The sequence below is a fragment of the Sphingomonas sp. LM7 genome (genome assembly GCF_002002925.1).
Taxonomy (GTDB): Bacteria; Pseudomonadota; Alphaproteobacteria; order Sphingomonadales; family Sphingomonadaceae; genus Sphingomonas.
Genome location: NZ_CP019511.1, coordinates 1,124,554 through 1,146,861, shown reverse-complemented (window position 1 = coordinate 1,146,861; position 22,308 = coordinate 1,124,554). Strand labels below are relative to the sequence as shown.

The following is a 22,308-nucleotide window of genomic DNA, read 5'->3' as shown; positions in this document are numbered from 1 at the left end:
GTCAGCCACAGGAGACGTGTCGGCTATGGGGGATATCAGTACCGAGCCGTCGATGGAGGAGATCCTCTCGTCGATCAAACGCATCATCGCCGAGGAAGGCGATGCGGCGGTGGCTTCGCGTACCCGCCGTGGCCGGACCGGTCCGGCGACGACCTCCACCGCACGTGCACCGCGAATCGAGGCCGAAGAGGCTGAGGACGAGCAGGAGGACGAGGTTCTCGAGCTGAGCGATCAGCTCGAGGAAGAGCTCCAGGACGCGCCTGCTCCGGTCGCGGCGGCACCGGTAGAGGCGCCTGCTTCGCCAGTCCGCGAGAAGCGAGTCGACCCGATCCTGTCCGAACGTGCCGTCGAGGCAACGCGCGGACCGCTCGAAGCGCTGTCGCGGATGGTGGTGAAGCCAGAGGTTGCGGGATCGGACACGCTCGAAGGGCTGGTGCGCGAACTGATCAAGCCGATGCTGCGCGACTGGCTCGACGCCAACCTGCCGCAGATCGTCGAGACGATGGTCGCCCGCGAGATCACCCGGATCACCGGGCGGAACTAATTCCTTCTCATGCGGGCGGGCGATTGTATCGTTCGCTACCATCTGCTTATCTCCGCCCATGAAGCATTTCCTGCTCGCGGGCGTCGCGCTCGCTTCCGCTGCTGTGCCGGCTCTGGCGCGGGACCTTACCATCCAGGATGTCGCCTCGCTGTCGCGCGTGGGCGGACCCGCGGTGTCGCCCGACGGCAAATGGCTGGTCTGGCAGCAGCGCGAAACCGATCTCGCGGCCAATCGCGGGCGCTATGATCTGTGGCGGCTCGATCTGGGCCGGAAGGGCGCGGTGCCCGAGAAGCTGGTCGCCGAGGCGGAGGTCAACGAGACCGGGCCGCAATTCTCGAAGGACGGCGCGACGGTGTATTTCCAGTCCGACAAGGGCGGCGAGGATGCCGTGTGGGGCGTGCCGGTCACCGGCGGGGCGGCGACGCAGCTGAGCCGGATCCCCGGCGGGTTCAGCGGGTTCAAGGTCGCGCCGACCGGCGACAGGCTGCTCGTCTGGGCCGATCGCAAGCCCGGCGCGCCGAGCCTCGAGCTGCCCCAGGTCAAGAAGGACGCCAATGCCGGTTCGGGCCGGACCTATGACCAGCTGTTCGTGCGACATTGGGATGCCTGGGCCAATGGCGACCGCTCGCAGCTGTTCGTGCTGCCGTTCGGGGCCGACGGCGCGACCGGCAATGGCGTCGCAATCGGCGGAGACTTGATCGGAGATACGCCGTCCAAGCCGTTCGGCGGCGGCGAGGAACTGGCGTGGAGCCCCGATGGCAAGACCGTCTATTTCGCACTGCGCGAGGCCGGGCGGATCGAGGCGACGTCGACCAATCTCGACATCTTCGCCGCGCCTGCCGACGGATCGGCGGCGCCGGTCAACCTGACTGCCGACAATGACGGCACCGACAACCTTCCGACCGTGTCGCCCGACGGCAAGTGGCTGGCGTATTTCGCGATGGCGCGGGCAACCTACGAAGCCGATCGCCAGGTGCTGATGCTGCGCGACCTCGCCAGCGGGCAAGTACGCGCGCTGACGCAGGACTGGGACCGTTCGGTCGCCTCGATCGCCTGGGCGCCCGACGGCAAGTCGCTCTATGTGACTGCGCAGGATACCCAGGAAGAGCCGATCTTCAGAGTCGATGCGAAGAGCGGCAAGGTGACCCGGCTGACGCAGGAGGGCGTCGTCTCGGCCGTGGTGCCGACGAAGAACGGCGTGGTGTTCAGCATGAACAGCCTGACCGCGCCCGACGATTTCTACCGGCTGAGCGGCAAGAAGGCCGAGCGGCTGACCTCGGTCAACGCAGCCAGGCTGGCGGGGATCGACTTGCCCAAGGTCGAGCGTTTCAGCTTCACCGGCGCGAACAACGACACGGTCTGGGGCTATGCAGTGAAGCCCGCCAGCCTCGCCCAGGGTGCGAAGGCGCCGATTGCGTTCGTTGTCCATGGCGGACCGCAGGGATCGAGCAACAACAGCTGGTCGTACCGCTGGAACCCTGCGGTGTTCGCCGGCGCGGGCTATGCCGTGGTGTCGGTCGATTTCCACGGCTCGACCGGCTACGGCCAGGCCTTCACCGACGCGATCCGCAACAATTGGGGCGGCTGGCCGCTCGAGGACCTGCAAAAGGGCCTTAAGGCGGCGACGGACAAGTTCGCCTATCTGGACGGCGACAATGCCTGCGCGCTGGGGGCCTCGTACGGCGGCTACATGATGAACTGGATCGCGGGGCAATGGCCCGACCGGTTCAAATGCCTCGTCCAGCATGACGGCGTGTTCGATGCGCGGGCGATGGCCTATGAGACCGAAGAATTGTGGTTCGACGAGTGGGAGCACGGGGGCAAAGCCTATTTCGAGGACCCCGAGGCATTCGAGAAGTGGAACCCGGTTCACCATGTCGCCAAGTGGAAGACCCCGATGCTGGTGATCACCGGCGAGAAGGATTTCCGCATCCCCTATACTCAGGGGCTGGCGAGCTTCACGGCGCTCCAGCGGCGCGAGATCCCGTCGCGGCTGGTGGTCTTCCCCGACGAGAACCATTGGGTGCTCAAGCCGAAGAACAGCATGCAATGGTATGGCGAAGTGCTGGGGTGGCTGGGGAAATATACCAAGCCGGCGCAGTAATCCGCTCGGGGGGTGACGTGTCGCGGCGCTCTGGCTAAAGCCCGCGCATGACCGAGCTTCCCAAGACCTTCGACCCCGCCGAAATCGAATCCCGCTGGTACGGCCATTGGGAGACCAAGGGCCTGTTCGCCCCCGAGCGGCCCGGCGCCGATCCGTGGACTTTGGTCAATCCGCCGCCCAACGTGACGGGCAGCCTGCATATCGGGCATGCGCTCGACAACACGCTGCAGGACATTCTGGTCCGTCATGCCCGGCTGAAGGGCAAGGATGCGCGCTGGGTGGTCGGGACCGATCATGCCGGCATCGCCACGCAAATGGTGGTCGAGCGGCAGCTCAACGCCGCGGGCAGCAAGCGCACCGACTTCACGCGCGAGGAATTTGTCGCGAAGGTGTGGGAGTGGAAGGAAGAGAGCGGGGGCGAGATCACCCAGCAGCTCCGCCGGCTCGGCTGCTCGATGGACTGGGCGAACGAGCGCTTCACGATGGACGAGGGCTTCTCGAAAGCGGTCCTCAAGGTGTTCGTCGAGCTGCACAAGCAGGGGCTGATCTATCGCGACAAGCGGCTGGTGAACTGGGATCCGGGCCTCGGCACCGCGATCTCGGACCTCGAGGTCGAGACGCGCGAGATCAAGGGCAATTTCTGGCATCTGCGCTATCCGCTCGAGGACGGCAGCGGATTCATCCAGGTCGCCACCACGCGGCCCGAGACGATGCTCGCCGACATGGCGGTGGCGGTGAATGCCAGCGACGAGCGCTATGCCGCGCTGGTCGGCAAGAAGGTGCGGCTGCCGATCACCGGGCGGCTGATCCCGATCCTCACCGACGACCATGCCGATCCCGAACTGGGTTCGGGCGCAGTCAAGATCACGCCGGGGCACGACTTCAACGATTTCGAAGTCGGCCGCCGCGCCGGGATCGAGGCGCGCGACATGCTCAACATGCTCGACGCCAAGGCGCAGATTACCCAGACCAGCGATGGACTGATCCCGGCGGAACTGCTCGGGCTCGACCGGTTCGAGGCGCGCAAGTTGGTCGTCCAGCGGCTCAAGGACGAGGGCTTCCTCGTGCCGCATGTCGACAAGGATGGCGAGGCACATGATTCCGAGCCGCGCACGATCCAGACGCCCTATGGCGACCGCTCGGGCGTGGTGATCGAGCCGTGGCTGACCGACCAATGGTATGTCGACGCCGCGACGCTGGCGAAGCCGGCGATCGAGGCGGTGCGATCGGGCGCGACCAGGATCGTGCCGAAGAGCTGGGAGAAGACGTACTTCAACTGGATGGAGAACATCCAGCCTTGGTGCGTGAGCCGGCAGCTTTGGTGGGGGCACCGGATTCCGGCTTGGTTTGGGCCGGACGATCTTCCATTCGTCGCAGAGGATGAGGAACAGGCGGGACGCCTCGCGCTCGCCCACTACGAGCAGGAATCGGGCAGGAAGCTGAAGGTTGTCTTTCAGAACAGCGAGAATTTCCGGGCCGGAAACGAGATTGTCGGGTGGATTGGGACTGCCCAAAATGTTGGGTCGAATCCTGTCGACGCCGATACAGTGGTTCTCCGCCAAGATCCCGACGTCCTCGACACGTGGTTCTCCTCTGCCCTCTGGCCGTTCGCGACGATGGGCTGGCCCGACGAGGACGTGAAAGCGCTCGGCCGCTATCCCAATGACGTGCTGATCTCGGGCTTCGACATCCTGTTCTTCTGGGATGCGCGGATGATGATGCAGGGCTTGCACTTCATGAAGGAAGTGCCCTTCAAGACGCTGTATCTCCACGGTTTGGTGCGCGCCGCGGACGGGCAGAAGATGTCCAAGTCCAAGGGCAATGTCGTCAATCCGCTCGGGCTGATCGACCAATATGGCGCCGACGCGCTACGCTTCTTCATGGCGGCGATGGAAAGCCAGGGCCGCGACATTAAGATGGATGAGCGCCGCATCGAGGGCTATCGCAACTTCGCGACCAAGCTGTGGAACGCGGCGCGCTTCGCCCAGTCGAACGGGATCGGCGCGAGCACCACGCTCGAGCCGCCCGCGGCCGAGCTTGCGGTCAATCGCTGGATCATCGCTGAGACCGTTGCGACGGTGCAGGCGCTCGACCTTGCGCTGGCGGACCTGCGCTTCGACGAGGCGGCGAACACGATCTACCAGTTCACCTGGAGCCGCTTCTGCGACTGGTATCTCGAGCTGATCAAGCCGGTGATCCAGGGCGAGGGTAGTGTGCCCGCGACGGGCGCCGGTGCCGATGAGACCCGCGCGGTGGCGGGCTGGGTGCTCGATCAGATCCTGGTGATGCTCCACCCGTTCATGCCGTTCATCACCGAAGAGCTGTGGTCGAAGATGGGCACGCGCGATCATGAGATCATCGTCGCCAAATGGCCGATGGCGGATGCCCGGGCGCTCGATCCGGCGGCGGCGCAGGAGATCGACTGGCTGATCCGGCTGGTGAGCGAGATCCGTGCGGCGCGGACGGAGCTGAATGTGCCGCCGGGTACGCTACTCATTCTCTATGTTGAAGATGATTCGGTTAGTGTAGAAGTTCGGGGCCGCTTGTTTCGCAATAGTGCCGCAATTGAGCGGCTGGCGAAGGTCAAGCCCACATATCTTACGAACTCGGTCGAAGAGGCGGTCATACGGGCCGACCTTGCTGCGGGTTCGATGTCGGTTAGCGCGGAAGGCCTGACTGCATATGCGCCTCTCTCGGGCGTGGTCGATCTCGAAGCCGAGCGTGCGCGGCTGACCAAGGCGATCGCGGCGGCGGAGAAGGAGCGTGACGGGCTTGCCGGTCGTCTCAACAATCCGAGCTTCGTTGAGCGGGCCAAGCCCGAGGCTGTCGAGAAGGCGCGGGCGGACCATGCCGAAAAGGCGGCCGAGGCCGAGCGGCTGTCGGCGGCGCTGACGCGGCTGGGGTGACACTTCCCTCTCCCGTCGGGAGAGGGTTGCGCAGACTTGGTCTCTGCGAAGCAGAGGCTTAGTCGAAGCTGGGTGAGGGGATCACCCTATCGAGAGCGGCAAACCCTCACCCAGCTTCGCTAGGCAGCAAGCTGCCAAGCTGCGCTACCTCTCCCACGGGGAGAGGAAAGTGGACCTAGCTTGCTCTCGGCACCATGACGTCAATCACTGCTGCCGCGATGCGGGCGGTGACCGGGGTGTGCGCCAGCACCTCGCCGTCGATCGATACCGGCAGCGGCGGTTCGGTGGCGATGCGAAGTGACTTGCCGGTGAAGTTGATCGTGTCCTCGTGGCGGGCCTCGCGGCGCAGGACGCTGTTGAGCCAGTTGCGGGCCAGACGGCGGCGGGCATGGCCCTGGACCGCCTGGACGACGATCTCGCCGCTGTCGACGCTGGCTTCGTCGATCAGCTCGGTGCCGCCGTGGAAGCGGCCATTGGCGATGCGGACTTCGACGACGCGCAGCCGCTTCTCCTCCGCGCCTTCTCCGACGATCAGCGTGAAGGGGTGGAAGCGCGTGAATTCATACGCCGCCCAGCCGAGATAGCCGGCGCGGCCGAACCAGCGCTTGAGGCCCGAGGGGATGTTCTCCGCGATCTGCGGCGAGAGGCCCATCGACGCGCAATTGGCGAAATAATCATTGTCGATCATGCCTAGATCGATCCGGCGTAGCTCGCCCTTGGCGATCACATCGATCGCGCCGGGAATGTCGAGCGGAATGCCCAGCGAGCGCGCAAAGCTGTTGGCGGTTCCGAGCGGGAGCACCGCGAGCGCGGCGCCGGTGCCGGTGAGGAAATCGACCAGTCCGCTGATCGTCCCGTCGCCGCCGCCCAGGATGACGAGATCGGGCTTGGCGGCCAGCGCCCTCTTCAGAGTCGGTTCGAGCTGGTCGGGCTCCTCGACGGCATGCGCGTCGACCGGGAAGGGCAGGCCCTTCATCAGGCTGCACGCCTGCTCGAACAGATCCTGCCCGCGCCGGGACTTGGCGTTGACGATCATCGCGGCGGAGCGGATTTGGGGCTTGGACAAGCAGGGAGCACTCCGGGACGTTTCAGAGGTGTAACGCTTGCGCATGGCTACATGATCCCTCAAACGGGCCGGCATGAGTCAGTACCCTGCGCTCCGCCTTCGCCGCACCCGCGCTGCCGCGTGGAGCCGGCGGATGCACGCCGAAACCGTCCTCACCCCCGCCGACCTGATCTGGCCGCTGTTCGTCACCGAAGGCAGCGAGGAGGAGCCGATCGGCTCACTCCCCGGAGTGTCGCGCTGGTCGGTCAAGGCGATAGCCGAACGGGCGAAGGAAGCCGCGGCGCTGGGCATTCCCTGCATCGCGCTGTTTCCCAACACGCCGGCCGGGTTGCGCAGCGACGATGGACGCGAGGCGCTCAATCCCGACAATCTGATGTGCCGCGCGATCCGGGCGATCAAGGATGCCGTGCCCGATATCGGCGTGCTCACCGATGTCGCGCTCGATCCCTATACCAGCCACGGCCATGACGGGATCGTCGATGCCGCGGGCTATGTGATCAACGACGAGACGTCGGCGGTGCTGACCGACCAGGCGCTGGTCCAGGCCGAGGCGGGGGCGGACATCGTCGCGCCTTCGGACATGATGGACGGGCGCGTGGGGCTGATCCGATCGGCGCTGGAGGCCAATGGGCACGTAAACGTCCAGATCATGGCCTACGCCGCCAAATATGCCAGTGCGTTCTACGGCCCGTTCCGCGACGCCGTCGGCAGCCGCGGGCTGCTCAAGGGCGACAAGAAGACCTATCAGATGGACCCGGCCAATGCCGAGGAAGCGCTGCGCGAGGTCGCTCTCGACATTGCCGAGGGCGCCGACAGCGTGATGGTCAAGCCGGGACTGCCGTATCTCGACATCATAGTGCGTGTGAAGAATGCCTTCGAAGTGCCTGTGTTCGCATATCAGGTGTCGGGCGAATATGCGATGATCGAGGCGGCGGCGGCGGCCGGGGCGGGGGAGCGCGAGGCGTTGGTGCTGGAGACGCTGATGGCGTTCAAGCGCGCCGGAACCTCGGGCGTGCTGACCTATCATGCGCCGCTCGCCGCGCGGCTGCTGGGCGCGTGATCAGGACGGAGCGCCTGATCCTCCGAGTGCCCGAGCCCCGCGACCGCGACGGGCTGGTGGCGATGTTCACCAATCAGATATTGATGGCGCAGCTGTTTCCGGGCCTCGACGAAGCAGCCGCGGACGGCGTGATCGCCAAGCATGATCGGCTGCGCAGCGAGGGACTGGGTTTCCTGGCTGTCGAGCGGCGCGAGGATGGCGCATTGGTCGGTTTTTGCGGGCTCAAGCGGGGCGAAGCGCATATGCCGATTGCCGGCGCGATCGAGGCGGGCTGGATCGTCGATTTGCCGTGGTGGCGCCACGGCTATGCTCGCGAAGCGATGCAGGCGGTACTGGCCGATGCCTGGAGCCGGATAGCAGAGGACCGGATCTACGCGATCACCTCGTCAGTGAACCTCAAGAGCCAGGCGCTGATGGAGCGGCTGGGGATGCACCGGCTCGCCGAAGGTGATTATATGAGCGCGAGCTTTCCCGAGGGGCATACGCTTCGCCCTACCGTCACCTTTGCCATCGACCGGCCGGCATGATCGAGACCGAACGCCTGATCCTGCGCGGCTGGCGCGACTCCGACCGCGAGCCCTTTCATGCGATGGGGCAGGACGAACGGGTGATGGCAACGCTCGGGCCCGTGCTGTGGCGCGACGAGACCGATGCGATGATCGACCGGATGACGCGCATTCTCGTCGCCAATGGCTTTACCTTCTGGGCAGTCGAGCGGCGTGCTGACGGCGCTTTCCTGGGCTTTTGCGGGCTCAAGCCCGGCGCCGAGGAGACTCCGATCGAAGGCGAGATCGAGATCGGCTGGCGGCTCGCGCACGAATATTGGGGCAAGGGCTATGCCCGCGAGGCGGCGCAGGCGAGCCTGGATTGGGGCTGGGCGAACCTCGACATAGCCGGGATTGCCGCAATCACCACCGTCGGCAATGTCCGCAGCTGGGGGCTGATGAAGCGGCTGGGCATGGTCCGTGCGCCGCAGGACGACTTCGACCATCCCAAGGCGATCGAGCGGTTGCGGCCACACGTCACCTATCGCATCGCGCGCGGCGCGGTTAAGCCCGGCGAAACCGGACGGAATTAAGCCGGCCGCGAATAGGAGCGTGCATGAACGACGGGCTTGAACGGGAAGGCGCGCAGCGCACGCGGTTCCACTGGCTGTTCGTCGTTGCGATCCTTGCCGGATCCTTCCTGCTCTTCCTTGTCCAGCCGATGGTCGCGCGTATGGCACTGCCCAAGCTGGGCGGCGCGCCCGCGGTGTGGAACAGCGCGATGCTGGTCTATCAGGCGCTGCTGCTGGGCGGCTATGCCTATGCGCATTGGCTCGGCCGGGTGCCGGTGCGTATGCAGGCCGGGATCCACCTCGCGGTGCTCGCGGTGGCGGCGCTGTGGCTGCCGATCGGGCTGACGGCGATGGAGCTTCCTGCCGATGCCGAGCCCGCCTTGTGGGTGCCGTGGCTGTTCGGTGCGTCGATCGGGCCGCTGTTCTTCGCAATCTCGGCCCAGGCGCCGTTGCTCCAGCGCTGGTACAGCGTCGCGAGCGGCGGGCGCGATCCCTATGCGCTGTACGCAGCGTCGAACATCGGGAGCTTCGGCGGACTGATCGCCTACCCGCTGATCGTCGAGCCCGGCCTTGCGCTCAAGGGGCAGAGCCTGTTGTGGACGATCGGCTATGCGCTGGTGTTCGCGCTGGTCGCCGGCTGCGCGACCTTGCTGCCGCGCAAGGCATCGGAAGAACCGCATGTGCCGCATCACAGCCCGCCCGCGGGAAGGCTGCGCGTGCTCCACTGGATCGTCCTTGCCTTCGTCCCTTCGGGACTCATGCTGGCGACCACCACGTTCCTGACTACCGATATCGTCGCGATGCCGATGCTGTGGGTGCTGCCGCTCGGGCTGTATCTGCTGAGCTTCTCGCTTGCCTTCCGCGAAGGCGATACGATTCCCGATCTGCTCGCCAAGTTCACGCCGGTGATCGTGCTGCTGTTCGGCGCGACGCTGATCGCCGGGCACCAGAAGCTTGCGTATCTGAACGCGCTGATCGGGCTGATCCTGTTGTTCGTCGTCGCAGTCGCGCTGCATTCGCGGATGTACCAGCTGCGCCCGGCACCCGACCGGCTGACCGGCTTCTATCTGGCGATGTCGGTGGGCGGCGCGCTGGGCGGCGTGTTCTCGGGGCTGGTCGCGCCGGTGCTGTTCGACTGGACCTATGAATATCCGCTGCTGATCCTCGCCGCGGGCGTCCTGATGCCGCAGGCGTTCCTGCTCCCTGCGCTCGCCAGGCTGTGGCAAGGCGAGGGGCAGCTGCTGCGGATCAAGATACTGGCCGCGGCGCTGGTGGTGGCGATCTTCGTGTGGCTCGGGATCTTCAATCCTGGCGGTGTGCTCGGCGAGATGCACGAGCAGCTTGCGTTTCTCGCGGTCGCCACGGTCGGGCTGATCGCGACGGGCAGGCGCGTCGCCTATGTCGTCGCACTGGCCGGCGGGCTGTTCCTGTTCGGCGGCTATCGCGCGATCGAGACCTCGCTCAGCGGCGACCGCACGCGCAGCTATTTCGGCGTCTACACCGTGAGCGACTTGCCTGACGAGCAGCGGCTCGCCCACGGCACGACGCTGCACGGCATCCAGCTCAAAGGGCTGCGCGCGACGATGCCGACGACCTATTATGTGCCCGGATCGGGCGTCGGCCAGGCGATGCTCGCTGCGCCGGGGCTCTACGGTCCTGCGGCGCGGATCGGCGTGGTCGGGCTCGGGACGGGGACGCTCGCCTGCTACGCGATCCCCGGCCAGCAATGGCGATTCTACGAGATCGACCCCGAAGTGGTGACGATCGCGCGCGATTCGGGGAAGTTCACGTTCCTCCGGCAATGCGCTCCGCAGGCGCAGATGTCGCTCGGCGACGCACGCATCCGGCTGGCCGAGGCGGCGCCGGCGAGCCTCGACATGCTCGCGCTCGACGCCTTTTCGTCGGACGCGGTGCCGATGCACCTGATGACCACCGAGGCGTTCGGCACCTATGGCCGCGTGCTTGCCCCCAACGGATTGTTGCTCGTCCACATCTCCAACCGTTTCCTTGCGCTGGCTCCGGTCGTCGCCGGGGCGGCGGTTCAGGGCGGCTGGCACGCGGCGCGGCTGGTCTATCAGCCCTCGGCACTGGAGCAGCACGATCAGGCGAGCACGTCGGACTGGATCGCGCTGTCGCGCGACCAGGCGACGCTGACGCGGCTGACACAGGGCGATCCGCGCTGGCAGCCGCTGGCCCCCAAGCCCGGCTTCCGCGCCTGGACCGACGATTATGCGTCGGTGGTGCCGGTGATGCGCGCGTTCAATCCGTCGCTGGCGGACGATTAGGCGCCGGCGAGCGCCGCTTCGAGCGCGCCGATCCGGTCGCCCTGCGCGGTCGCGATGGCGTTTCCGGCAGTGATCGCCGAATCGAGCGCGGGATAGGGCGGTTGTCCGGCCTGGCCGCGGGCAATCGCCAGATCTTCGAGTTCCGACACGCTGGCCAGAATCGGCGCGCGGAGCGATTCGAGCGTGCTGAGCGCGGTCTGCGCGTCGAGCCAGGCGTCAGAACCTTCGCGGACGCCGCGCGCGACTGCGACCTTGGCCTCGGCCTCCTGCGCCGCCTTGATGAAGCGCTGGTTGCCCGCAGTCAGCGCCGCGCCGGCCTCTGCGATTCGCTTGTCGAGCGCCGGATCGGGCGCCACCACCGGCGCCGGGCGATCGGGCTCGGCGAGGCTCTGCGATTCGATCGGCCGCGGCAGCAGCGACGGATAGGCGTCGGGGCTCTGGGTGCAGCCGCCAAGGGCCGCAACGAGGATGGGAAGGGCGGCGAGGAGGGGGCTGCGCATGGCCGGTTGCTTAAGCTTGTGGAAAACCTCGCGCAACGGGGTTGCGCTCTAAGAAAAGCGCTTCTAAAGGCTCCCCTCCAATGCGCGCCCGTAGCTCAGCTGGATAGAGCATCAGACTACGAATCTGAGGGTCGGACGTTCGAATCGTTCCGGGCGCGCCAATTGGAAAACCACGGAAATGTGGACGAAGCCGGATCAGCGATGATCCGGCTTTTTCGTATCCGATGGAGAAGCGGCCAATGACGGCGAGGATCGGAACCGCAGGCTGGTCGATACCGCGCGCCGAGGCCGATCGCGTTCCGGGCGCCGGAACGCATCTCCAGCGCTATGGGCAACGGCTGAACGCTGCCGAGATCAACACCAGCTTCTATCGCCCCCACCGGCCCGCGACCTATGCGCGCTGGGCAGAGTCGGTGCCCGACGACTTCCGCTTCGCCGTCAAGCTGCCAAAGGCGATCACGCACAAGGCGCGGCTGGTCGATTGCGAGGATCTGCTCGCGCGGTTCGCCGGCGAGGTGGCGGGGCTCGGCACGAAGCGCGGGCCTCTGCTGGTTCAGATGCCGCCGAGCTTCGCTTATCCGGGCGACGTCGCCGAGCGCTTTTTCGATATGCTGGACGAGTTGGTCGGCGGGCCGGTGGTGGTCGAGCCGCGCCATGCAAGCTGGTACGTGCCCGAAGTCGATGCGATGCTCGCCGAGCGGCGGATCGCGCGCGTCGTCGCCGACCCCCCGGTGCCCGAGGCGGCGCGCATGCCCGGCGGGTGGCCAGATCTCCTTTATATTCGGCTTCACGGCGCGCCGCGGGTCTATTGGTCGAGCTACGATGCCGCGCAGATCGATGCGCTCGCGGCGCGCATCGCGGAAAGCGATGTCGAGACCTGGACGATCTTCGACAACACTGCCTCCGGCGCCGCACTCGGCAACGCGCTCGATCTGGCCGAGCGGCTATTGCCGTAGCGTGGCGATCAGGACCTTCATGTTCTCGATATAGGTGCCGGTGGAGATGCCGATCACGGGATGGTCGGTCTCATAGGGCGAAGTGTCGGTCGCGTCGCCGACCCTGGTGCGGCTGAAGTCGCCTGCGGCCGGGGTGCGGGCGCCGTCGCCGGCATAGGGATTGCTCGTCGCCTTGAGCTCGGTCGGCCACCAGCCGGCGGCGTTGAGCGACTTGACCAGTGCCTCGGGCGCGCGCGTGCCGCCGGCGGTGTTGAGGTCCGACGTCTCGACTTCCTCGACGAGGAAATAGCGTGGCAGCGGCTGGGACGTGCGCAGCGGCGACTCCCTGGCGATCTCCGCGGGGTTCGCGGCGATCAGCTTGTCATATTCGCGGCGCAGCGCGGGGACGTCGACGGCGCGGGTGGCGCTGTAATGGGTGATCGTGTTGGCGGGATCGTAATCGGCATAATATTCGCCGTTGACTACGTTCGAGCCGCGGCGATGGACATAGAGCGGACGATTGGTGCCGATCTCGATAAAGGTGGGATAGGCGCGGCCGTTCCTGACCTGGTCGGCGGGGAGCTTGACCGAGTCGAGCCAGGCGAGCGCCTCGGGCACGCGGGCGAGGAACTTGCGATCGCCGGTGAGGCGATAGAAGCGGAACAGCTGCCTGATGTTTGCCGCGGTGGTGTGCGTCACCAGCGCATCGGGCTCATAGGTGCGCGCGCCGACGGGCTTGAGGTCGAGCGTATATTGCAGCCCCCAGCCGGCCTGGGGGGCGGCCTGCTGCGTGACCAGCGTGATGTTCATCGCGCGGACCAGTGCGTCGCGGATGCGCGCATCGCCGCCGAGCGCCTGACAGGCGTAGAGGAGGAACTGGATGTTCTCGCCCGCGACATCGTCGTTGAAGGTGATGAAGCTGGTGTAATCGGGCTTGCCGTGGTGGCTGAAGTCGCTCTTGAGCGGATAGCGCTGGGGCCAGCCGCCGATCGGATATTGGCTGTCGAGGACGAAGTTCAGCGCCTTGTCGAGCGCGGGGCGGTATTTGGGATCGTGCTTCTCGACATAGAGGCGCAGCAGGAACTGCATCGCTTCGGACGTGCCGGCATCGTCGAAAGTGGCATTGCCCCAGTCGTGCTGGAATTCCTCGAGCCGCCACGCATTCCTGCCGATCGTCTCGTACCAACGCTGCTTCGAGGCCTCGCCGCCGAAATCGCCGAAATAATGCCAGCCGCCGCTCTCATGCTGGATCGCGATCAGCGCATTGGCGGCCTTTTCGGCGGCGTCGTAATAATAGGCGTCGCCGGTGGCGTGATAGGCGTCGAGATAGAGATGGCCCATCGTCGCGGTGCCCGGCGGCTGGACCCAGATCATTGTCGGAAACGCCTCCATCTCGCCCCAGCGGCGCGACATGTCGGGGAGGTAGGACCAGACATAGCCGCCATTGGTAGCGACCTTCTCGACCATGAAGCGCGTGGCGCGCTTCATGGTCGCTTCGACCTTGGCCTTATCGGGTGCGGCGGCGGCGGGGAGCGCGAGGCTCGCCGCGAGTAGAAATCCCAGCACCTTGACCAGCCACGACTGCATGCATCCGCTCCCCGATTCTGTTTTCCAGCGGGAGCTTAGCAATACTGACACCGGTGGCAACGCTATCGGGTCATTCGGGAACATCGAAGGTGTCGAGGATCTTGGCGCCCGCCATGAACACCGCAATCGGGCAGAGCAGGAACAGGGCCTGGCCACCCATGCCGGGGAAGCGATCGAGATAGTGCATGCCGCGCTCCACGGCGCCGGTGCCGAGGCCGTAGATGACGAGATAGGCCTCGAACTTGGTCTTGATCGTGAAGAGGCGGCGAAAGCGCTGGAACATACCGAAAGTTAAGCAAGCCACGGGCCAAGCGCGCAAATCCGCCATTTTCGGAAAAGCGAAGATGGTTACCTGTAAATTAACTCGACAGTTTCGAGGGCTTCGAACAGCGCATTGCGGGCAACCTCGATCTGCGCGACCAGCGCCGGATCGCCGATCCTGTCGGCGTCGATCGCCTCGGGCCAATGTGTTTCGATCACCGACGCGATCCGGTCGAGCCTGGCTTCATCGACGAGGAAGCGGGGATCGATCGTGGCTGGATCGGCGACGACGCGCAGCCTCAGGCACGCGGGACCGCCGCCATTGGCCATCGACTGGCGGACATCGACCACTTCGACTCGGCGGATCGGGCCGTTGCCCGCGATATGCGCCTCGAGCCACGCCCATACGCTCGGGGTCTCGCGGGCTTCTTCGGGGACGATCAGTGCGGTCTCGCCCGAGGGTAGGGTGACCAGCTGGGCGTTGAACAGATAGGAGGAAATCGCCTCGGCCAGGCTGACCTGGGCGGCAGGCACTTCGACGATCTCGACTTCGGGCAGTGCAGCGCGGAGATCGTCGTAGAAGCGCGCCTTGTCGGCGAAGGCGTGCTCGTGCGCGAACAGCACCCGGCCATTGGCGACGGCAACGACATCATTGTGGAACGCGCCGGCGGCGATCGCTTCCTCGGATTGCTGGACGAAGAGCGTGCGGGCGGAGTCGAGCCCGTGGCGGCGGGCGACTGCGTAGCTGGCATCGGCATGCTGGCGGGCGGGGAAGGGGCCGCCGTTGATCCCGTAGACGAAGATTTCGACCCCGGGCGCGTTATGCGATGCAGAGAGGCGCATATGGTTCGCCGCGCCTTCGTCGCCGAACGGGGCGGGGATGGGTTCGTGCACGGCGAAGGCGGGGTTCGCGAAGGCGAGGCGGAGTTGGGCCAGCGTCTCTCGCCATTCGTGGCTGCGATGCGGCATCGTCGCGAGATTGGCGACGGTAAGGTGGCAGCGGCCGTCTGCGGTGTCGGGCGCGGGCGATACGGTCGCGGCATTGGCCGCCCACATCGCTGAAGCCGACATCGCCTGCGCCTGCAGATGCGGCGCGGCGGCGGCATAGTCCGCGGCGAGACTGGCCAGCCAGAGATGGTCGGGGCGGGCATGGGGCAGGAGGATGCCCTGCTTCAGCCCGAGGCGCAGGTTGGTGCGCATCTTGGCGATGCCTTGCAACGCAGCCGCGCGCGGGTGGGCGGTAAGGCCGCGGTTGCGGGTTGCGGCGAGGTTTCCAGGGCTCAGGCCGGCATAATTATGGCTGGGACCGATGATGCCGTCGAAGTTGATCTCAACCAACATGGATGTCACCGCGCGACATGCAGGACCTCGTCGCCGGCCGATACGCCGAGGATCGCCGCGGCGCCGGAGTCGATCGCCACGCCTGCGTCCGATGTCGTTACCGTGCCGAAGCAGACCTGGAAGTTCGCCAGCCGCCCGGTGGCGAGCATCGCGGGTTCGCCGCTGCCGTCGACGCCGGTCACCGTCGCGGACTTCGCCTCGCGGACGGTGCGGACCAGGTCGGTGCGCGCAGTCATCGTCGGGCCGCCGTCGAAGATGTCGATGTAATTCTCGAACGCGAAGCCTTCGTTCTCGAGCATCCGCATCGCAGCGCGGCCCGAGGGATGGGGCAGGCCGATCACCGAGCGGGCGCTCTCCTGGAGCATCGCAGTGTAGATCGGGTGCTTGGGCATCAGATCGGCGATGAACTGGTTGCCATGGGTGGCGTTGAATTCGTCTGCTGCCTGGAAGTTCATCCCGAAGAAGCGGCCGGCGACACCGTCCCAGAAGGGCGAGCCGCCGGCCTCGTCGATCACCCCACGCAATTCGGCGAGGACGCGTTCGGCAAAGCGCGCGCGGTGCCTGGCGATGAACAGATAGCGGCTGCGGGCGAGCAGCATGCCCAGGCCACCGGCGCGTTCGCCGGGATGGAGGAACAGTCCGCCGACTTCGCTCGAGCCCTCAAGATCGTTGACCAAGCTCAGGATCTCGGCGCGAAAAGTCCGATTGAGTTCCTGGCTGTGCTTGGTCACCGTGCCCATGCGGTAGCTGTAGAATGGCCAGTGCTGGCCGACATGGGTAAAGATCTGGCAGGTGCCGCGAACTTCGCCGGTTTCGCTATTTTCCAGCACCAGCAAGAACAGATCGTCGAACAATCCGTCCTCGTCGCGCGCGAAGGCAGCGTGGCTGCGGACCAGCTTGGCGCGCAGCGCGTCCTTTTCGGGCGGCAGATTGGTGAAGCCGCCGCCGGTGAGCTTGGCCATTTCGTAGAGCGGCTGGAGATCCTCGTCGCGGGCGGCGCGGATGCGGAAGGTCATAGCTGGCCTCGTTCGGCGATACGCAGGATGGTCAGCGCCGACAATGCGGCGCGCTCGGGCAGGCTTTCGGGGATCAGAAATTCCTCCGTTGAGTGTATCGCGCCGCCGCGGGCGCCCATCGTATCGACCACCGGCACGCCGCATGCGGCGATGTTGTTGCCGTCGCACACGCCGCCGGTATCCTTCCAGGCCACGGCGATACCGAGATCGGCCCCGACTTCGCGGACCAGCCCGAACAGCTTTTCCGCGCCGGGATCGACTGGCTTTGGCGGGCGATTGAAGCTGCCATGTACTTCGATGCGGACGTCGTGCGACGCCATGACGTCACTCGCGGCACGCTCGATCGCCGCCTTGGCGAGGGCGATGCTCCACTCGTCGCGCGGGCGGAAATTGACCCGCAGGATGGCAAGGTCGGGAACCACGTTGTTGGGGCCTCCGCCGTCGATCCGGGCGGGGTTGACTGCCAGCCCGGGCGCCTTTGCGTCGGCGAGCCGCACTGCCAGCGCGGCGGCGGCGACCAGGGCGTTGCGCCCTTCCTCGGGATTGCGGCCGGCATGCGCGCTGCGGCCATGAACGACGAGCGAGAAATTGCCGGTGCCGCCCCGCGCGCCGGCGAGCGTGCCGTCGGGCAGCGCGGGCTCATAGGTGAGTGCTGCGACCTTGCCGCGCGCGGCGGCTTCGATCAGCCCGCGCGATGCGAACGAGCCGGTCTCCTCGTCCGAATTGATGACGACCTCGTAGCCGAGCCGGCCGGCGAGCGGGCTCGCCTCGAATGCCTCCAGCGCGGCGAGCATCAGCGCCAGCCCGCCCTTCATGTCGGCTGCGCCCGGTGCGTTGAGCCGGCCGTCGTCCAGCCAGCGGCCGGTCTGGAAGGGGTGATCGGCGGGAAACACGGTGTCCATGTGGCCGGTGAACAGCATCTGCACCGGCGCCTCGGGCCGAACCGCAAGATGGAAGTGCCGGCCATGGCCGATCGCCTCGACGTGCCCGTCGGTGGTGACGTTCTCGACCGGGGCGGGATCGACCAGCGCCAGATGCCCAGGCAGCACCGAAAAGGCGTCGGCGAGAGAGTCGGCGATCGTGGCGAGCCCGGCGAGGTTGCGCGTGCCGCTGTTGATCGCGACCCACGCCTCGGTCCGCGCGAGCATCGGCGCTTCCGCCACTCGCTCGATCGCTGCCTGTTCGATGCTGGAAAGCCCGCCCATCCGCGGCTGGTAGCGCGAAATACCGTGCCCGTCATCCCGGCGAACGCTGTGGCCTCATGCAATCGAGGCATGGCGGCGCCAAATTCGCCCCCGTGAAGTCGGGGAGGGCGAGGAGGGGGCATTTCACCAGCGTATCGCACGCGGAGGCGCCCCCTCCGTCATGCTGCGCATGCCACCTCCCCCGCTTCGCGAGGGAGGATTAAACGTCAGAAGTCGACTACTAACGCGGCGCGGCTGGTGGTGTCGGTGGTCTGGCGGCCGATCGGCGGGGTGCTTTCGTACTGCAGCGTGTACGAGAATTGCGCCGAAAGCGGTCCGAACAGCTTGGCGAGCAGCGCGGAGCGGCTCGACACGGTGCTGTTGGCGTCCTGCAGATACGCCGAGGCATTCTGCGTCACCGAGATGCTGCGCGACAGTTTCCAGCCGAAATCCATGCTGCCGCGCGCAGCGAGATTGCTCTCGGTCTTGTCGTCGATGAAGCGGGTCAGGCGGTATGCCGGCCCCAATTCGACGTCGAGCTTGACCTTGGGCGACTTGATCGCGCTGTAGCCGGTGCCGCTCGATACCGAGACGCGGTCGTAGAAGCCCGAGAAGCGATCGCTTTCATACTGCGCGGCGCTGTAAAGATAGGCGCGGTCGTCGAACTTCCAGTTTGGCTCGTAGGCGGCGAGATAGCGCTCGCGCGTGACGATGCCGAGGCTCTCCTGATAATCGGCCTGAAGACGCATCTTGTGCCGCCATTCGAGTGCCTCTCGCTTGACTTCGACCGAGGCGGTGAGCCCAATATTGCGCGTGTTGCCGGTGCTGACATAGCCGCCCAGTTCGGCGCGGCCCTTCACCAGATCGAAGAAATCAGCTTCGCGGATTCGGCGATTGGCCTTGGCGAGGCGCTCATTACGCCAGTCGGCCGCCTTCTTGACGACGAGGTCGGCGCTGGCCGGATCGGCGGTCCTGGCATATTTGACGATTACCGAGACATCACCCTCGCTGCCGGATTCCATCGCGGCATCGAGCATCGACTTGATCGTCGCGGGAATGACGGGATCTTCGGCTGCAGTGTTGGCCAGCAGCAGCGGCAGGGCGAGGAGCAGGGCGCGCATAGCCACACGCTCTAGTCATATTAATAGGGCACCAAAAGGGCAGTGCGCGACGGGCCGATCGTTACGCCCGACGAACCGATCCGAGCTCGGCTGCGAAGGCGTCGAGAATCTGGCGATAGAGGTCGCGTTTGAAAGGTACGATCACGTCGGGAAGCTCGGCGGGTTCGGCCCAGCGCCACGCGCGGAACTCGGGTTCGGCAGTGGCGATGTTGATGTGCGTGTCGTCGCCAAGGAAGCGGAACAGGAACCAGCGCTGCCGCTGCCCGCGCCATTTGCCCTTCCAGACCTTGCCGATCAGGTCGTCGGGCAAGTCGTAGCTGAGTTCCTCGGGCGCTGCGGCGACCAGCTCGACATGCTCGCGCGAAACCCCGGTTTCCTCCCACAGCTCTCGATAGGCGGCGTCGAGCGGATCCTCGCCCGGATCGATCCCGCCCTGCGGCATCTGCCAGGCCTCGAGCGTCGAATCGAGACGCTGGCCGACGAACACCTGGCCGTCGCGGTTGATCAGCATCACGCCGGCGCAGGGGCGGTAGGGAAGGCTGGTGATATCGGTCATGCCGGCGCGACTATCAGATCGGATCGTTCGCGCCACGCAGAAAGGACGCTCATTCGCGCCAGCTTCGATCGATGCGATCGACCAGCCGCACCATCGCGGCGAAGTCCGCCGCGCCGGGGCCGCCGGGCACCTGGGCCATGTGAAGGTCGCGCTGGTGGACCGCGACCACGGCGTCGTCGACGATCAGCGGCGTGCCCATGCTTGCCGTGGCGATCTGGATCTCGCAGGCGCGCTGGAGCGACCAGTGCTTGATGAACGCCTCGGGCAAGGTGCGGCCCATTACCAGGATGCCGTGGTTCTTGAGCAGCATCACGCGCTTGTCGCCGAGATTGGCGAGCAGGCGCTGGCCTTCCTCGTCGCGCACCGTGACGCCTTCGAAATCGTGATAGGCGATCTGGCCGGCGAAGTTGCAGGCATAGAAGTTGGTGGGGCGCAGGCCGCCTTCGACGCTGCTCACTGCCATGCCGGCGGTGGTGTGGGTGTGGGCGATGCAATGCGCGTCGGGCAGATGCCGATGGAACAGCGCATGCTGAACGAAGCCGGCGCGGTTGACCGGATAGGGCGAGCCATCGAGCTTGTTGCCATCGATGTCGATCTTGACGAGATTCGACGCCTTCACTTCGCTGAAGTGCAGCCCGAACGGATTGATCAGGAATGCGCCTTCCTCGCCCGGCACTTTCAGCGTGATGTGGTTGTAGATCATCTCGGACCAGCCGAGGTGATCGAACACGCGGTAGCAGGCGGCGAGCTGCTGGCGCGCCTCCCATTCAGGCGCAGTGATGCCCAGGGGGTTGCCGGCGTCTGGCTGGAGCGCAGTGGCCATCGATCCTCTCCTTATACTTTGGTTGCAATATGCCACGCAGATGCGCGGTCGGGCAACCGCGACGCGGTTTGGCGGTTTTGATGCAAAGAGGAGACAGATCATGGCAACCGATGACCGCCGCATGCACGAGGGCCGCTCGCGCAGCCTTGACGATCGCGAACCGCGCGAGCCGCGCGACGAGGAAAGCGTCATCGGCCGCGACGCCGATGGGCGCGAGGATGAGGTGACCAGCACGACCGACCGCGAGCAGGAAAGCGCGCTTGGCGGGCATGTCGCGACTCGCTCCGGGGCAGCGGAGGCGCCGGAGGACAAGCGGGACTAGTCTCCCGTTCGCCCCGAGCCTGTCGAAGGGCAGGTTTTGCGCAGCGGAGATTGCGTTTCGACAATCTCAGCGCGAACGGGGAGAGGCAACTTCCCCGTCTAGCGGAAGGCGTAGGGCACGACGCTGCGCCGGTCGGCGTCGATCTCGATGACCGAGCCGGCCGGCGGGAAGGCGCGTTGGTCGCAGTCGGTGCGCGGGCAGATGCGACAGCTTGCACCGATTGGGGTAGCAAGGCCGCCTAACCGCAGATCGTCGGCATATACGAAGTCGGCGGCGTGGGCCTCCTCGCAGCCCAGCGCCACCGCGTAGCGGCGGGCGGGACGGGCATAGCTGCCCGATGGCTTGACCAGCCCTTTGGCCATCGAGACGTAGCGGGTGCCGTCGGGCATCTCGGCCAATTGCACGAGGATGCGATCGGGGATCGCCACCGCTTCGTGCACCACCCACAGCGGACAGGCACCGCCCAGCGCCGCGAACTGGAGCCGCGTCGCCGAGTGGCGCTTGGTGATGTTGCCCGCCATGTCGACCCGGCAGAAGAAGAAGGGCAGACCTGCGGCGCCCGGGCGCTGGAGCGTCGAGAGGCGGTGGCAGGCCTGTTCGAAGCTGACGCCGAAGCGTTGGCGCAGGCGATCGATGTCGTGGCGGACTTCACGGGCGCGGGCGCGGAATGCGGTATAGGGCATCAGCAGCGCGCCGGCGGCATAGTTGGCGAGGCCGACACTGAGCAGCTCGCGTGACGCCTGGCTGGCAAGTCCAGCTTCGGCGACGACATGGCGCATCTCGTTGGCGAATTCGTAGCGGACCAGCCGGTGGGCGAGCAGGAAGGCGCGGCTCTCGGGGGGCAGGCCGGAATTGAGTGCGAGCGTGCGGCTGCCCTCGTCGAAGCGGCTGAGCTGGCTGCCGTCTGCATCCTCGCCGGTCACGCGGACGCCGTGCCAGCGGCGCAGGCGGTCTTCGAGAGCCTGGGTGATGGGGCCCTCGTCGAGCGCCTCGGCGAGCGCTTCGCCCGAGCGGTCGATCGCGTCGATGTAATTGCCTTCGGCCTGGAACCAGTCGCGCACTTCTTCCCATGGAAGCGGCGCGGCGTCGCTCGATCCGGTGTCGAAACGGTCGTCTAGGACGCGGAGCTGTTCCTGGCTGCGCCGCCATGCCTCGTGCACCGCGACGAGGCGGCGGGCTAGCAATGGCTGCTGTTCGAGTCCGCGGCGGACGTCCGCCTCGCCCAGCGAGTGTGCGGGGATGCTGGTGTCGGTGGCGGCGTCGATGGTGCGGAGCAGGGTGGAAGTCTCGGCCTCGGCGCCGATATCGGCGGCCTCCATCGGGAATTCGCGGGCCAGCGCGACGAGGACGATGTCGGTGATCGGGCGGCCGTTATTCTCGATCTGCGAGAGATAGGGCACCGAAATGCCGAGCCGCGCGGCCATCGCCGCCTGGCTGAGGCCGAGGCGGCGGCGGAGGTCGCGCAGGCGGAAGCCTTCGAACAGGCGGCGGCGGGGAGCTACCATTCCTCCCTCGCGTAGCGGTGGCAGGCGTAGCCTGACGGAGGGGGTGTAGCCCCAGGGGCGGCGCTTGCGGAGAGGCCCCCTCCGTCGCCTTCGGCGCCACCTCCCCCGCTGTGCGAGAGAGGAATGTGCTGGATC

General features: G+C 66.4%; 20 protein-coding genes and 1 tRNA gene. 10 read left to right on the top strand and 11 right to left on the bottom strand.

The annotated features are described in order from the left end of the window. Positions 1 to 25 precede the first annotated feature (25 nt). Genes BXU08_RS05305 through BXU08_RS05295 form a run of 3 tightly spaced genes read left to right on the top strand, consistent with a single transcriptional unit; the run spans position 26 to position 5,554 of the window. Complete coding sequence (locus tag BXU08_RS05305) at positions 26 to 544, top strand: DUF2497 domain-containing protein (RefSeq protein ID WP_077509139.1); 519 nt, start codon at positions 26 to 28, stop codon at positions 542 to 544. Positions 545 to 602: 58 nt separating this feature from the next. Next, the gene (locus BXU08_RS05300) at positions 603 to 2,648 is read left to right on the top strand and encodes a S9 family peptidase (protein WP_077509138.1); all 2,046 of its coding nucleotides are present in this window, start codon (positions 603 to 605) and stop codon (positions 2,646 to 2,648) included. Between the two features lie 47 nt (positions 2,649 to 2,695). Further along, the gene (locus BXU08_RS05295) at positions 2,696 to 5,554 is read left to right on the top strand and encodes a valine--tRNA ligase (protein WP_077509137.1); all 2,859 of its coding nucleotides are present in this window, start codon (positions 2,696 to 2,698) and stop codon (positions 5,552 to 5,554) included. A 175-nt stretch (positions 5,555 to 5,729) separates the two neighbouring features. Here the strand turns inward: BXU08_RS05295 and BXU08_RS05290 are convergent, their stop codons facing one another. Then, positions 5,730 to 6,590: a diacylglycerol kinase family protein gene (locus tag BXU08_RS05290; protein WP_077509136.1), complete on the bottom strand. Its 861-nt coding sequence runs from the start codon at positions 6,588 to 6,590 to the stop codon at positions 5,730 to 5,732. 103 nt (positions 6,591 to 6,693) lie between these two features. Here BXU08_RS05290 and hemB point away from each other — a divergent pair, with 103 nt between their 5' ends. Genes hemB through BXU08_RS05270 form a run of 4 tightly spaced genes read left to right on the top strand, consistent with a single transcriptional unit; the run spans position 6,694 to position 11,022 of the window. Continuing rightward, positions 6,694 to 7,680 carry a porphobilinogen synthase gene (gene hemB / locus BXU08_RS05285; RefSeq protein WP_077509135.1) on the top strand — a complete coding sequence of 329 codons (987 nt, stop codon included), beginning with the start codon at positions 6,694 to 6,696 and terminating at the stop codon, positions 7,678 to 7,680. Further along, complete coding sequence (locus BXU08_RS05280; protein ID WP_077509134.1) at positions 7,677 to 8,207, top strand: GNAT family N-acetyltransferase; 531 nt, start codon at positions 7,677 to 7,679, stop codon at positions 8,205 to 8,207. Before hemB ends, BXU08_RS05280 begins: the two co-directional genes overlap by 4 nt. Then, positions 8,204 to 8,758: a GNAT family N-acetyltransferase gene (locus tag BXU08_RS05275; protein WP_077509133.1), complete on the top strand. Its 555-nt coding sequence runs from the start codon at positions 8,204 to 8,206 to the stop codon at positions 8,756 to 8,758. The genes BXU08_RS05280 and BXU08_RS05275 overlap by 4 nt, the downstream gene beginning before the upstream one ends. 23 nt (positions 8,759 to 8,781) lie before the next feature. Continuing rightward, complete coding sequence (locus BXU08_RS05270) at positions 8,782 to 11,022, top strand: hypothetical protein (protein WP_077509132.1); 2,241 nt, start codon at positions 8,782 to 8,784, stop codon at positions 11,020 to 11,022. Here BXU08_RS05270 and BXU08_RS05265 read toward each other — a convergent pair. Further along, positions 11,019 to 11,522 carry a hypothetical protein gene (locus BXU08_RS05265; protein ID WP_077509131.1) on the bottom strand — a complete coding sequence of 168 codons (504 nt, stop codon included), beginning with the start codon at positions 11,520 to 11,522 and terminating at the stop codon, positions 11,019 to 11,021. The two genes, BXU08_RS05270 and BXU08_RS05265, sit on opposite strands and share 4 nt — an antisense overlap. Before the next feature lie 84 nt (positions 11,523 to 11,606). On the opposite strand from BXU08_RS05265, the gene BXU08_RS05260 reads away from it, so the two are divergent. Then, a tRNA-Arg gene (locus BXU08_RS05260) sits at positions 11,607 to 11,683 on the top strand. Positions 11,684 to 11,761: 78 nt separating this feature from the next. Continuing rightward, complete coding sequence (locus BXU08_RS05255; protein WP_077509130.1) at positions 11,762 to 12,478, top strand: DUF72 domain-containing protein; 717 nt, start codon at positions 11,762 to 11,764, stop codon at positions 12,476 to 12,478. Here BXU08_RS05255 and BXU08_RS05250 read toward each other — a convergent pair. From BXU08_RS05250 to BXU08_RS05215, 8 genes are all read right to left on the bottom strand, one after another. Continuing rightward, positions 12,467 to 14,044, bottom strand: coding sequence for a pectate lyase (locus tag BXU08_RS05250; protein WP_077509129.1), 1,578 nt, complete (start codon positions 14,042 to 14,044; stop codon positions 12,467 to 12,469). The two genes, BXU08_RS05255 and BXU08_RS05250, sit on opposite strands and share 12 nt — an antisense overlap. A 70-nt stretch (positions 14,045 to 14,114) precedes the next feature. Further along, the gene (locus BXU08_RS05245; RefSeq protein WP_077509128.1) at positions 14,115 to 14,327 is read right to left on the bottom strand and encodes a hypothetical protein; all 213 of its coding nucleotides are present in this window, start codon (positions 14,325 to 14,327) and stop codon (positions 14,115 to 14,117) included. Between the two features lie 65 nt (positions 14,328 to 14,392). Further along, the gene (locus BXU08_RS05240; RefSeq protein ID WP_077509127.1) at positions 14,393 to 15,646 is read right to left on the bottom strand and encodes an N-succinylarginine dihydrolase; all 1,254 of its coding nucleotides are present in this window, start codon (positions 15,644 to 15,646) and stop codon (positions 14,393 to 14,395) included. A 5-nt stretch (positions 15,647 to 15,651) separates the two neighbouring features. Next, positions 15,652 to 16,662, bottom strand: coding sequence for an arginine N-succinyltransferase (locus BXU08_RS05235; protein WP_077509126.1), 1,011 nt, complete (start codon positions 16,660 to 16,662; stop codon positions 15,652 to 15,654). Next, the gene (locus BXU08_RS05230; protein ID WP_077509125.1) at positions 16,659 to 17,867 is read right to left on the bottom strand and encodes a hydrolase; all 1,209 of its coding nucleotides are present in this window, start codon (positions 17,865 to 17,867) and stop codon (positions 16,659 to 16,661) included. The genes BXU08_RS05235 and BXU08_RS05230 overlap by 4 nt, the downstream gene beginning before the upstream one ends. 206 nt (positions 17,868 to 18,073) lie before the next feature. Next, the gene (locus tag BXU08_RS05225; protein WP_077509124.1) at positions 18,074 to 18,967 is read right to left on the bottom strand and encodes a YdiY family protein; all 894 of its coding nucleotides are present in this window, start codon (positions 18,965 to 18,967) and stop codon (positions 18,074 to 18,076) included. Between the two features lie 61 nt (positions 18,968 to 19,028). Continuing rightward, entirely contained in the window at positions 19,029 to 19,523 is a 495-nt protein-coding gene (locus BXU08_RS05220; protein ID WP_077509123.1) for an RNA pyrophosphohydrolase, read from the bottom strand. Positions 19,524 to 19,572: 49 nt separating this feature from the next. Next, positions 19,573 to 20,346: a class II aldolase/adducin family protein gene (locus tag BXU08_RS05215; RefSeq protein ID WP_077509122.1), complete on the bottom strand. Its 774-nt coding sequence runs from the start codon at positions 20,344 to 20,346 to the stop codon at positions 19,573 to 19,575. Between the two features lie 100 nt (positions 20,347 to 20,446). Between BXU08_RS05215 and BXU08_RS05210 the strand changes: the two genes are divergently transcribed. Further along, entirely contained in the window at positions 20,447 to 20,668 is a 222-nt protein-coding gene (locus BXU08_RS05210; protein WP_077509121.1) for a hypothetical protein, read from the top strand. Between the two features lie 98 nt (positions 20,669 to 20,766). On the opposite strand, the gene BXU08_RS05205 is transcribed toward BXU08_RS05210, so the two are convergent. Beyond that, positions 20,767 to 22,173, bottom strand: a complete 1,407-nt coding sequence (locus tag BXU08_RS05205; RefSeq protein WP_077509120.1) for a short-chain fatty acyl-CoA regulator family protein — start codon at positions 22,171 to 22,173, stop codon at positions 20,767 to 20,769. Positions 22,174 to 22,308: the final 135 nt, after the last annotated feature.